Source organism: Micromonospora sp. 15K316, assembly GCF_004348525.1.
In the GTDB taxonomy this organism is placed as follows: Bacteria; Actinomycetota; Actinomycetes; order Mycobacteriales; family Micromonosporaceae; genus Micromonospora.
Map to the genome: position 1 here is coordinate 1 of NZ_SMKG01000195.1, position 11,405 is coordinate 11,405.

13 protein-coding genes and 1 pseudogene are annotated in these 11,405 nt (G+C 76.4%); 13 read left to right on the plus strand and 1 reads right to left on the minus strand.

Features of this window, described 5'->3' with window-relative positions:
* The coding region (locus E1211_RS25680; RefSeq protein WP_371686200.1) for a DUF2567 domain-containing protein at positions 1-892 on the plus strand (892 nt) is incomplete at its 5' end.
* On the opposite strand, the gene E1211_RS25685 is transcribed toward E1211_RS25680, so the two are convergent.
* Positions 807-1,511 carry an LON peptidase substrate-binding domain-containing protein gene (locus tag E1211_RS25685; RefSeq protein ID WP_132351731.1) on the minus strand — a complete coding sequence of 235 codons (705 nt, stop codon included), beginning with the start codon at positions 1,509-1,511 and terminating at the stop codon, positions 807-809. The genes E1211_RS25680 and E1211_RS25685 overlap by 86 nt on opposite strands.
* A gap of 107 nt (positions 1,512-1,618) precedes the next feature.
* On the opposite strand from E1211_RS25685, the gene hisD reads away from it, so the two are divergent.
* From hisD to E1211_RS25740, 12 genes and pseudogenes are all read left to right on the plus strand, one after another.
* Positions 1,619-2,941: a histidinol dehydrogenase gene (gene hisD / locus E1211_RS25690; protein WP_132351733.1), complete on the plus strand. Its 1,323-nt coding sequence runs from the start codon at positions 1,619-1,621 to the stop codon at positions 2,939-2,941.
* Between the two features lie 52 nt (positions 2,942-2,993).
* The gene (locus E1211_RS25695) at positions 2,994-4,064 is read left to right on the plus strand and encodes a histidinol-phosphate transaminase (protein WP_132351735.1); all 1,071 of its coding nucleotides are present in this window, start codon (positions 2,994-2,996) and stop codon (positions 4,062-4,064) included.
* Positions 4,065-4,098: 34 nt separating this feature from the next.
* Positions 4,099-4,710 (plus strand): imidazoleglycerol-phosphate dehydratase HisB, encoded by a 612-nt coding sequence (gene hisB / locus E1211_RS25700; protein WP_120678122.1) that lies wholly within the window; start codon positions 4,099-4,101, stop codon positions 4,708-4,710.
* A gap of 46 nt (positions 4,711-4,756) precedes the next feature.
* On the plus strand, positions 4,757-4,930 hold the full coding sequence (locus E1211_RS32725) for a hypothetical protein (protein WP_165947346.1): 174 nt from the start codon (positions 4,757-4,759) through the stop codon (positions 4,928-4,930).
* Positions 4,927-5,553, plus strand: coding sequence for an imidazole glycerol phosphate synthase subunit HisH (hisH, locus tag E1211_RS25705; protein WP_243709696.1), 627 nt, complete (start codon positions 4,927-4,929; stop codon positions 5,551-5,553). The genes E1211_RS32725 and hisH overlap by 4 nt, the downstream gene beginning before the upstream one ends.
* Positions 5,554-5,596: 43 nt before the next feature.
* Positions 5,597-5,920 (plus strand): hypothetical protein, encoded by a 324-nt coding sequence (locus E1211_RS25710; protein ID WP_132351737.1) that lies wholly within the window; start codon positions 5,597-5,599, stop codon positions 5,918-5,920.
* Between the two features lie 14 nt (positions 5,921-5,934).
* Positions 5,935-6,660 (plus strand): bifunctional 1-(5-phosphoribosyl)-5-((5-phosphoribosylamino)methylideneamino)imidazole-4-carboxamide isomerase/phosphoribosylanthranilate isomerase PriA, encoded by a 726-nt coding sequence (gene priA, locus E1211_RS25715; protein WP_132351739.1) that lies wholly within the window; start codon positions 5,935-5,937, stop codon positions 6,658-6,660.
* A gap of 112 nt (positions 6,661-6,772) precedes the next feature.
* On the plus strand, positions 6,773-9,526 hold the full coding sequence (locus E1211_RS25720) for a LuxR family transcriptional regulator (RefSeq protein WP_132351741.1): 2,754 nt from the start codon (positions 6,773-6,775) through the stop codon (positions 9,524-9,526).
* 92 nt (positions 9,527-9,618) lie between these two features.
* Positions 9,619-9,897: a hypothetical protein gene (locus E1211_RS25725; protein ID WP_132351743.1), complete on the plus strand. Its 279-nt coding sequence runs from the start codon at positions 9,619-9,621 to the stop codon at positions 9,895-9,897.
* Positions 9,894-10,178: a hypothetical protein gene (locus E1211_RS25730; protein WP_132351745.1), complete on the plus strand. Its 285-nt coding sequence runs from the start codon at positions 9,894-9,896 to the stop codon at positions 10,176-10,178. Before E1211_RS25725 ends, E1211_RS25730 begins: the two co-directional genes overlap by 4 nt.
* A 29-nt stretch (positions 10,179-10,207) precedes the next feature.
* Complete coding sequence (locus tag E1211_RS25735) at positions 10,208-10,759, plus strand: DUF3558 family protein (RefSeq protein WP_132351747.1); 552 nt, start codon at positions 10,208-10,210, stop codon at positions 10,757-10,759.
* 164 nt (positions 10,760-10,923) lie between these two features.
* Positions 10,924-11,405, plus strand: a pseudogene (locus E1211_RS25740) (hypothetical protein); the annotation flags it as partial.

The following is an 11,405-nucleotide window of genomic DNA, read 5'->3' on the forward strand; positions in this document are numbered from 1 at the left end:
GCGTCCCGCCGTCCACCCCGGCGAGCCCGAGCAGCCCACCACGGCCGGCGCCGACCGGTACGCCGCCGGCCCGGCCCGACCCGGGCCGGGCCCCGATCCATCCGCCGGTGGCGGCAGCTCGACGCCGGCCCCCGTGGCGACGCCGGCCGGGACCGGCCCGCTCGACAGGCAGGCGGACGGCGCGGCGTCGCCGCCTTCGACCCCGGGCGCCCCGCCCCGGCCGGACGCCGCGCTCCTCGACGCCGACCCGGCGCCCCGGCGGGCCTGGGCCGGCGCGGTCGGCGCGGGGGTGGTCCTGGCCGTGCTCGGCGCGCCCCTCGGTCTGCTCTGGGCGGCCGTCGCCCCGGACACCCCGGTGGTCAAGGCCGCGCTCGGGGCCGTCTACGCCGAGCCGCAGCCGGAGCAGCCGATCGCGGCGGACAGCTGGTTCAGCCTGCTCGGGCTCGGGTTCGGAGTGCTCGCCGGGCTGGCGGTCTGGTTCGTGCTGCGCCGGCGGCGCGGCCCGGTCGGGCTGGTCAGCGCCGTGCTCGGCGCCTTCGCCGCCGCGGTGGTGGCCTGGCAGGTGGGGCGGCGCGTCGGGCTGGCCGAGTTCGACCGGCTGCTGGCCACCGCGCCCGAGGGGCAGGCCTTCGGCAAGCCGGCCGACCTGCGGGCCGGGGGGATCGACTGGCTGTACGGCGTGCTGCCGGTGCCGCACGGCAACCTGCTGCTGCCCGCGTTCGGCGCGGCCGTCACGTACACCCTGCTCGCCGGCTGGTCCCGCTGGCCGTCGCTGCGCCCCGAGCCCGAACCGGACCCGGCCGGGCTCAGTTGGGTGTCGGCGGTGACGCCAGCTCCTCCAGCGGCACCGGAACCGCCCGCACCTGGCGCAGCAGAGCCGCCTCGCGGTTGAGCAGCCGCAGCTCGGTGCGGAGCCGGGTGGCGGTGTCGTCGATGGCGAGCAGCCGCTGCCGGTCCTCGACGGTGAGCGCGGCCGTGGCGGCGACCAGATGGGACAGGACCGTCGGGTCCTCCGGAAGCTGCTCGGAGATGTCCTGCTGCTCCGGCCGGATCAGGCCGAGGTACTGCCGGAAGACCGAGATCACCCGGGCGGCGAGCAGCTCGGCGGCCTCGTCGGCGCCGCCGGGCTCGGGCAGCCACTCCACCTCCGCGGTCAGGTAGGCGGCGGCGCTCCGGTCCACCTCGGCGATCCTGAACCGCCGCCGGCCGACCGTGACGATGTCGAAGCCGCCCTCGGGCAGCTCGGTGACCTGCCGCAACTCGGCGGTGCAGCCCACCTCGTGCAGCGTGACCTCCCCGCCGCCGGGCACCGGACGGCCGTCGGGCGCCGTCGGGGCTACCTCCCAACCCGCCTGGATCGCCACCACGCCGAACTCGCGCGACGTGCCCTCGGGCAGCTGCACCAGATCCCGGATCAGGGCGCGATACCGCTCCTCGAAGATGTGCAGGGGGAGGACCAGACCGGGGAAGAGCACCGTTCCGAGCGGGAACACCGGCAACCGCGCAGTCACGCCGTCGAGCCTAGCCCGATCCGCCGCCGACGGCGTGTCCCGGCTCACCGTCCCGCCGTACGGGCGGTGCGGGTCGGCCCGCTGACCGGCCGCCTAGACTCGCAAGGGTGTTGAAACGGATCGACCTGCGCGGCGGCGGCCGCGATCCGCGCCGCCTCCTGCCCCGTGCCCAACTCGACGTGTCCGTGGCCGTCGAGCGGATCCGCCCCGTCGTGGAGGCGGTCCGGGAGCATGGCTACGCGGCGATCCGCGAGGCGAGCGAGCGCTTCGACGGGATCTGCCCCGACGTGCTGCGCGTGCCCGTCGAGGCGATCGCCGCGGCGGAGGGCACCCTCGACCCCGAGGTGCGCGCCGCGCTGCTGGAGTCGATCAGCCGGGCCCGTCGGGTGCACGCCGACCAGCGGCGTACCGACCACACCACCCAGGTGGTGCCCGGCGGCACGGTGACCGAGCGTTGGGTGCCGGTCGAGCGGGTCGGCCTCTACGTCCCCGGCGGTCTCGCGATGTACCCGTCGACCGTGGTCATGAACGTGGTGCCCGCCCAGGAGGCCGGCGTCCGCTCCCTGGTGGTGGTCAGCCCGCCGCAGAAGGAGAACGGCGGGCTGCCCGACCCGCGGGTGCTCGCCGCGTGCGCGCTGCTCGGTGTGGACGAGGTCTACGCGGTCGGCGGCGCCCAGGCGGTGGCGATGCTCGCGTACGGGGCGAGCGTGGACGCCGACGGCGCCGCCCGCTGCGAGCCGGTCGACATGATCACCGGCCCGGGCAACATCTGGGTCACCGCCGCCAAGCGCCTGCTGCGCGGCGTGGTCGGCATCGACGCCGAGGCGGGCCCCACCGAGATCGCCATCCTGGCCGACGAGACCGCCGACCCGGCGCACCTGGCGGCCGACCTGATCAGCCAGGCCGAGCACGATCCGCTCGCCGCCAGCGTCCTGGTCACGCCCTCGGTCGAGCTGGTCGAGGCGGTCGAGCGGGAGCTGGCCCGACAGGTGCCGGCGACCAAGCACGCGGAGCGGGTCACCACCGCGTTGACAGGTGAGCAGAGCGGCGTGGTGCTCGTCGACGACCTCGACGCCGGGCTGCGGGTGGTGGACGCCTACGCCGCCGAGCACCTGGAGATCCAGACCCGGGACGCCCGCGAGTGGGCGCTGCGGGTCCGCAACGCCGGCGCGATCTTCGTGGGCGCCTGGTCGCCGGTGTCGCTCGGCGACTACTGCGCCGGCTCCAACCACGTGCTGCCCACCGGTGGCTGCGCCCGGCACTCCTCCGGCCTGTCGGTGCAGTCCTTCCTGCGCGGCATCCACCTGGTCGAGTACTCGCGGGACGCGCTGCGCGAGGTCGCCCCGCACGTGGTCACCCTGGCGAACGTGGAGGACCTGCCGGCGCACGGCCAGGCGGTCCGCGCCCGCTTTCCCGGGGCGCTGTCGTGACCGGGCGGCCGGCCGCGCCGACCCGGGCCGGCGTCCGGCGCGGGGTGCTCTCGTGACCACCCTCGACGACCTGCCGATCCGCGACGACCTGCGCGGGCGGACGCCGTACGGCGCGCCGCAGCTGGACGTGCCCGTGCGGCTGAACACCAACGAGAACTCCTACCCGCTGCCGGAGCCGGTGGTCGAGGCGATCGGCAAGGCACTCGCCGCGGAGCTGCGCGACCTCAACCGCTACCCGGACCGGGACGCGGTGGCGCTCCGCGCCGACCTGGCCGGCTACCTCGGTCACGGGCTGACCGTCGAGCAGGTCTGGGCGGCCAACGGCTCCAACGAGATCCAGCAGCAGCTGCTCCAGGCGTTCGGCGGAGCGGGGCGCAGCGCGCTCGGCTTCGTCCCGGCGTACTCGATGCATCCGCTGCTCGCGCTCGGCACCGGCACCCGGTGGGTGCCCGGGCGGCGCGGCGCCGACTTCGGGCTGACCGCCGAGGAGGCGGTGGCCCAGGTCCGCGAGCACGCACCGGACGTCGTCTTCCTCTGCTCGCCGAACAACCCCACCGGGACCGCGCTGGACCCGACGGTGGTCACCGCGGTGCTCGACGCGGCGCCCGGGATGGTGATCGTCGACGAGGCGTACGCCGAGTTCGCCCGCCCCGGCACGGTGAGCGCCCTCGCGCTGCTCCCCGACCACCCCCGGCTGGTGGTGACCCGGACGATGAGCAAGGCGTTCGGCTTCGCCGGGGGCCGGCTGGGCTACCTCGCGGCCGACCCGGCGGTGGTGCAGGCGGCGCAGCTGGTCCGGCTGCCGTACCACCTCTCGGCGCTCACCCAGGCGGCGGCCCGCGCCGCGCTGGCCCACCGCGACGCCCTGCTCGCCACGGTGGCGGCGATCAAGGAGCAGCGGGACCGGATCGTCACCGAGCTGCGTGGCCGCGGAACGCGGGTGGCCGACAGCGACGCCAACTTCGTGCTCTTCGCCGTCGACGGCGACCAGAGCGCGGCCTGGCGGACGCTGCTCGACCAGGGGGTGCTGGTCCGCGACGTGGGCCTGCCCGGGTGGTTGCGGGTCACCGCCGGCACCCCCGCCGAGACCGACGCCTTCCTCACCGCCATGGACAAGCTGTAGTGGGCACGCCAGCCCCGCGATCGAGAGGCGAGCAATGAGCCGCACCGCACGGGTCGAGCGGATCACCAAGGAGACCAAGGTCCTCGTCGAGATCGAACTCGACGGCACGGGCAAGGCCGACATCGAGACCGGCGTCGGCTTCTACGACCACATGCTCAACCAGATCGCCCGGCACGGCGGCTTCGACCTGACCGTGCACACGGTCGGCGACCTCGAGATCGACGCGCACCACACCATGGAGGACACCGCGCTCGCCCTCGGCGCGGCGCTGGACCGGGCGCTGGGGGAGAAGGCCGGCATCCGGCGGTACGGCTCGGCCACCGTGCCGATGGACGAGGTGCTGGTCCGGGCCGCGGTGGACCTCTCCGGCCGGCCGTACGTGCTGCACGACGAGCCGCCGCTCGCGCCGTACATCGGCCCGGTCTACCCGACCAGCATGACCCGGCACATCTGGGAGTCCTTCGGCCAGGCGGCGAGGATCACCCTGCACGTGGACGTGCTGCGGGCGGCCCGACCGGGCGGCCACCCGGACGCGCACCACGTGGTGGAGGCACAGTTCAAGGCGGTCGCGCGGGCGCTGCGCGAGGCCACCGCGATCGACCCGCGGTCGGCCGGGACGGTACCGAGCACGAAGGGGGCGCTCTGATGGGCGTGCGGAACACGGCGCGGCGGCGTACGGGCGGGTGGCCGCGGTGAGCGCCGTCCTGCCGCTCCTGTTGCTGGTGCTGGCCGGTGTGCTGGTCGGCGGCGTCTGGTCGCTGCACCGGCAGGGCGCCCCGCGCGGCGCGGTGCTGCTGACCGCCGTGCTCGCGGTGCTCGCCACCGCCGGCGGGGTGCTCTGGTTGCTGCCGGGGACCGGGCAGTGAGTGCCCCGGACGTGGTGGTGCTCGACTACGGGTCGGGTAACCTGCGGTCGGCCGAACGCGCCCTGGCCGCCGCCGGGGCGACGGTACGGGTGACCGACGACCTCTCCGCCGCCTCGACCGCGACCGGGTTGGTGGTGCCCGGCGTCGGCGCCTTCGCGGCCTGCATGGCCGGGATCGAGGCGCTCGGGGCCGGCCCGGTCATCGCCGACCGGGTGGCCGCAGACCGTCCGGTGCTCGGCATCTGTGTCGGGATGCAGGTGCTCTTCGCGCACGGCGAGGAGCACGGTGTGGTCACCAAGGGGCTCGGGCTGCTGCCCGGCGGGGTCACCCGCCTCCCGGCGACCCGGCTGCCGCACATGGGCTGGAACACGGTCCGGGCGCCCGGGTCGTCGCGGCTCTTCGCCGGCCTGCCGGAGCAGAGCCGGTTCTACTTCGTCCACTCGTACGCGGTCGCCGAGCCGGGCGCGCTGGCCGCGGCCGGCGCCACGGTCACCACCGCCCATCACGGCGCCGACTTCGTGGCGGCCGTCGAGCGGGGGCCGCTCTCCGCCGCCCAGTTCCACCCGGAGAAGTCGGCCGACACCGGCGCCCGGCTGCTGCGCAACTGGCTGGCCACGCTGTGAGCGCGGTCGGTCCGTCGCCCGCCGCGACCGGGCGGGACGCCGCGTGAGCAAGGAACGTGCCCGCCGCAGGGCGGCGCGCGAGGCCGAACTGGCTCGGGAGCGCGCCGTCCGCCGCCGTCGGGTGGCCCGCCGGGAGCACCGGCGCAGGCTGGTACGACGGCTCACGCCGCAGTGGCGTCGGCGCAGCGCCGGCCGGCTGGCCCGGCACAGCCGTGCCGAGCGTGCCGGGATCGTGCTGCTCACGCTCGCGTCGCTGATCCTGATCTGGGCGCTGGTGGACGAGCTGGCGCTGCGCATCGCGCTGGTCGTGCTCCTGCTGCTCGTACTGCCGGCGATCGTGGTGATCGCCCTTGACCGTCGTACCTGACCGAGGAGAAGACGTTGAGCCTCACCCTGTTGCCCGCCGTGGACGTCGCCGACGGCCAGGCCGTCCGGCTCGTGCAGGGCGCCGCCGGCAGCGAGACCAGCTACGGTGACCCGCTGGAGGCGGCGCTGGCCTGGCAGCGCGACGGCGCGGAGTGGATCCACCTGGTCGACCTCGACGCCGCGTTCGGTCGCGGGACCAACGCCCACCTGCTCGCCGAGGTGGTGCGCCAGCTCGACGTCAAGGTCGAACTCTCCGGCGGCATCCGCGACGACGAGTCGCTGCTCGCCGCGCTGGGCACCGGGGCGGCCCGGGTCAACATCGGCACCGCCGCGCTGGAGGATCCGGCCTGGTGCGACCGGGTCGTCGGTGAGTACGGCGACCGGGTCGCGATCGGGTTGGACGTACGGGGCCGTACCCTCTCCGCCCGTGGCTGGACCCGCGACGGCGGTGACCTGTTCGAGGTGCTGGAGCGGCTCGACAAGGCCGGCGCCGCGCGGTACGTCGTCACCGACATCACCAAGGACGGCACGATGCGTGGGCCGAACCTGGAGCTGCTGCGTGAGGTCTGCGCCCGCACCGACGCACCGGTGATCGCCTCCGGCGGCGTCTCCACCCTGGACGACCTGCGCGCGCTGGCCACCCTGGAACCGGTCGGCGTGGAGGGTGTGATCGCCGGCAAGGCGCTCTACGCGGGAGCGTTCACCGTGGCGCAGGCGCTCGACACGCTCTCCGCCGCCTGACCGCCGTCGCGGGCGGGCCCGCCGCGGCCGTCGTCGCCTGCCCGCCCGCCGGGCGTCCTCCGACGCGCGTCAGTTCTCGACCGGCGGGCCCACCGCCTGGAAGACTGACCGGGTGGGTGGGGCGGTCATCGGCCGGGACGGCGTGCTGAGCCAGGCCCGGCGCTCCCTGGACGACGGCCACCCGGTGCTCCTGGAGGGCCCGGCCGGCATCGGCAAGACGGCGGTGCACCGGTCACTGCTCGACGCCGCCGCCCGCGACGGTTGGCTGCTGTTGTGCTGCGCGCCGACGGAGGTCGAACGGGCGCTGCCCTTCGCCGCGCTGGCCGACGTGCTCGCGCCGATCGCCGATCAGGTGGCGGAGCTGTCACCGCCGCAACGTACGGCCCTGGCCGGGGTGCTGCTCTCCGCCGAGGTCACCGCGCCGGTCGACGAACGGGCGGTCGGGGCGGCCACCCGGGCGTTGCTCGAGGTGGCCGCCGCCGACCCGGAGCGGCCCCGCGTGCTGGTGGCGGTGGACGACGCGCCGTGGCTCGATCCGCCGAGCGAGCGGGCGCTGCGGTTCGCGTTGCGTCGCGTGGTGCCACGGATCGCCGTGCTGGTGACCGCGCGGTCCGATCGGCCGCAGGCCACACCCGTGCCGCTCGGCCTCGACCACGGCACGACCGGCGAGCTGCTGGACCGGCTCGTCGTCGGCCCGCTCGGCGTGGGCGCGCTGCACCACGTGCTGCGGGCGGCGACCGGTGCCGCCCTGCCCCGGCCGCTGCTGGTCCGGCTCGCCGAGGAGTCCGGCGGGAACCCGCTGCTCGCCATCGAGCTGGCCCGGGCGGTGCTGCGGCTGCCGCACCGGCCGGGCCCGGGCGCGGACCTGCCGGCCGCGCCGTCGCTGCGGCAGCTGGTCGCCGATCGGCTCGCCGCCCTGCCGTCGGCGACCCGGCACGCGATCCGGCTCGCCGCGCTCTCCGGCGTGCCGACTCTGGACGGGTTGGCCCGGGCCGGGGTGGCCGCCGCCGACCTCGACCCGGCCGAGGAGGCGGGCCTGGTGGCCGTCGCCGGGGAGGAGGTCTCCTTCGCCCACCCGGTCTACGCCGCGGCGGTCCGCGCCGACGTGCCCTCGGGGGTACGCCGGCGCCTGCACCGGCTGCTCGCCGACACCGCGCGGGATCCGGACGAGCGGGCCCGGCAACTGGCCCGGTGCGTGAGCGCGCCGGCCCCCGACGCGGCGGCGGAGATCGCCGCCGCCGCGGCCCGGCAGCAGGCCCGGGGCGCCCCGGAGATCGCCGCCGGGCTGTACGACACGGCGGCGCGTCTCGGCCCGCCCGAGACGGTCGCGGAGCACGCCCGGTGGCGGCTGGCCGCCGCGCGGTGCCGCTACGACAGCGGTGACTACGTGGCCGCCCGCGCCGCGGCCGAGCAGGTCGCCGAAGAGCTGACCGGCCCGGCGCGGGGGGAGGCGCTGCTGCTGCGGGCGGTGATCGGCTGGAGCGCTGACGAGTCGCCCGAGACGATCATGGCGATCACCGAGCGGGCGCTCGCCGCCGCCCCGCCCGGCACGACGCTGGCCGGGCGCGTCCACGCGCACCTCGGGATGTTCGAGGACGCGCCGGACCTGGCCCGCCGGCACGCGGAACACGCCGCCGCGTTGCTGGCGGGGAGCCCCGACGACCGCCCGGTGTACGCCGCCGCGCTGCTGCTCCTCTTCTTCAACGAGGTCCGGGCGGGTCTCCCCGCCCGGACGGAGCTGCTGGAGCGGGCGCTCGCGGCGGAGGGCGAGGAGCCCTCCTGGCTGGCCGGGACCGTGCCGGCGATCTGGTGGCGGTCGCTGGACGAGCACGACCGGGCCCGGGCTCGCCTGCACCGGCTGCTGGACCGGGCCGTCGTCCGTGGTGACGAGCCGTCGCAGCACGAGCTGCTGTGCCATCTCGGCGAGACCGAACTGCTCGCCGGGCGTTGGTCGGACGCCGCCGAGCACATCGCGGCGGCCCGCGAGCTCGGCGAGCAGTACGGGGCCGACTCGGCGGGCGTCGAGTGGCTGGAGGGGCTGCTGCTGGCCTACCGGGGCCGGCTGGAGGAGGCCACCCGCGTCGCGGAGGCCGGCCTGCGCCGCGCCGACGAGCTGGGTGACCGGTGGCGCCGCCGGATCCACGCCCAACTCGCCGGCTACGCGGCGCTGACCGGCGGACGCCTGCCGGAGGCGGCCCGGCACTACGGTCTGCTGGCGTCCACGGTGGACGAGCTCGGGCTGGTCGAGCCGCTCGCCCAGCGTTTCGAACCGGACTGGCTGGAGTCCTGCGTCGGGGCCGGCGACCTGGTCACCGCGGAGGCGGTCCTGGAGCGGCTGGCGGTCCGGCACCGGCGCCTGGCCCGGCCGTGGACCACCCTGGGGCTGGCCCGTGGCCGGGTGCTGCTCGACGGCGCGCTCGGAAGGGACACCTCCGGCGCGCTGGTCGACCTGGCCGCCGCCCGGGCGTCCGTACCGGCCGACGTGCTGCCGCTGGACCGGGCCCGCTGCCTGCTGGTGGCCGGTGTCGCCTACCGGCGACTGCGCCGGCGACGCGAGGCCCGCGAGGCGCTGACCGACGCCGCGGCGGAGTTCGACGCGCTCGGGGCGGCGGCGTTGGCGGCCCGGGCCCGCGCCGAGGCGGAACGCACCGGGGGCCGGGTCGCCCCGCGTCAGCTCACCGGAACCGAGCTGGAGGTGGCGCGCCTGGCGGCCGCCGGCCGGACCAACCGGGTCATCGCCGACACGCTCTTCATCAGCCCGAAGACGGTCGAGGCCAACCTGGCCCGGGTCTACCGCAAGCTCGGTGTGACCAGCCGCGCCGAGCTGGGCGCCACGATGGCCCGCGGGACCGGCGTCGAGGACTGAGGGGTCCCGGCGCGAGGGTCGGCCCCTGGCGCGCCTCGAAGGATAGGGAAACACCCGATTACCCCGGCGACGTGCGGGCCTAGCGTCGAGGCATGTCCATTCGACTCTTCGTCCTCGAGCGGTACGACCGCGCTCCCGGGGAGTCCGTCGACGAGCCGGTCGGCGGGCTGACGACCGGCCTGACCCGGCTGCGGGGGGCCGTGCGGATCCCGGCCGACGACGTGGTGCTCGCGCTGGTCGAGGGGCCCGACGCGGAGACGGTGGCCGCGGTGGCCGCCGCCGCCGGCTGGCGGGTGGACCGGCTGGGCACGGCCGAGTGGATCGCCGCGCCGGAGAGCCCGGCGACGCGGGCACGGGGAGAAGCGCCATGACCGAACCGCGGGCCGTCCGGTCGCCGGGCCACCGTCCCGAACCGCGACCGCCACGGCGCCGGGCGCTGCCGGTGGTCACGCTCACCCTGGGCCTGCTGCTCGCCGGCTGCCCCGGATCGTCCTCCGATCCGGGCGAGCCGTCGGCTGGCCTCACGGCCGGGGGCGCGTCGGGTGGCGCGGCGCCGGCCGGGGCGACCGCCACGCCGGTCGACGTCGCGGTCACCGCGGTCACCGACGACCGTGACCGGCCCACTCTCGTCCGGTTCGTCGGCCTCGTCTGAGACCGGCTCTGATCGCCGTGGAGGTTGCGTTGAGACAGACCCGTCGTACTGCCCGGCCCGCTGCTCTGCTGTTGGCCGGTCTGTTGCCGCTGGTGGCCGGGTCGGTCGCCGGCTGCGGCTCGGACCAGGAGGATCCGCCGCCGGCCTCCGTCGGGGCGCTGCCGTCGGAACCGCCGGCGAGCAGCGCGCAGATCGCGCCGACGGCCGAGGCGCCGGCCACGGTGGACCCGTGCGCGCTGGTGACCAGGAAGGAGGCCGAGCGGCTCGCGGGCACCGGGCTGGGCGAGGCCAAGCCGATCCGGGAGACCTGCACCTACAACTCGCCCGCCGACGGGCCGACGGCCCAGGTGGAGGTCTTCGTCGGCCCCGGCGCGAAGAAGTTCCTCGACATCGAGCGCGAGCTGGGCCACGAGCTGCGAGCGCTGGCCGGCGTCGGCGACGAGGCGTACGCCAGCCAGGAAGCGGTCTTCGTCAGCCGCTCCGGGCAGTGGGTCTCGGTGCGCCTGGTCCGGCTCAACGATCCGGCGGAGAACCGCGCGCCCCTGGAGCAGGTGGCCCGTACGGTGGCCGGTCGGATCTGAGCGGGACGGGGGGCGTGATGCGTGGGGTGCGGTCCTGGCCGCCGGGCGGTCCCGGGACCGGTCGGCGGGTTCGCGTACGTTCGCTGGCGGCGTTGACCGCGCTGGCCGTGCTGCTCAGCGGGGCAGTGGCGTGTCAGGGCGGGAACGGGGGCGACAGCGGGGTCGTGGATCCGTACGATCCGGTCGCCGTCCGGTACGGGCTGGCGCCGCGGCCGCACCCCGACGTCACGTACCAGCCGGACGTGGTGTTCGTCGGCGGTGGCGGGAACGCCGTCCGCTCGGTCACTGACGACGGCCTGACCTGGCGGATCGATCCGGAGGCGGAGCACGCCGACGAGCTCGCTCCGGGCCGGGTCATGTTCCTGACGTCCCGGGCGGTCGGCCGGGTGGCGCAGGTGCGCCGCGACGGTCGCGACCTCGCGGTCACGATCGCCCCGGTCGAGCTGACCGAGGTCATCCGGGACGGGAGTTTCCGCACGGACGCGCCCGTGCCGTTGGACCGCCCGGTCGCGTTCTCCGCGGGTACGCCCGCGTGGACGGTGGCCGACCTGCCGCCCGAGCCGACGCCGAGCGGCGGCACCGGCGGCGGTACGCCGATCGCGGGGACCGGCGGCGGTCTCCTCGGCGGGGGCGCGACGGGCGGGGA

Coding starts and splice junctions, on each gene's coding strand:
- hisB (WP_120678122.1), top strand. CDS start 4,099: ATGAGCCGCACCGCACGGGTCGAGCGGATCACCAAGGAGACCAAGGTC.
- E1211_RS25725 (WP_132351743.1), top strand. CDS start 9,619: ATGTCCATTCGACTCTTCGTCCTCGAGCGGTACGACCGCGCTCCCGGG.
- E1211_RS25730 (WP_132351745.1), top strand. CDS start 9,894: ATGACCGAACCGCGGGCCGTCCGGTCGCCGGGCCACCGTCCCGAACCG.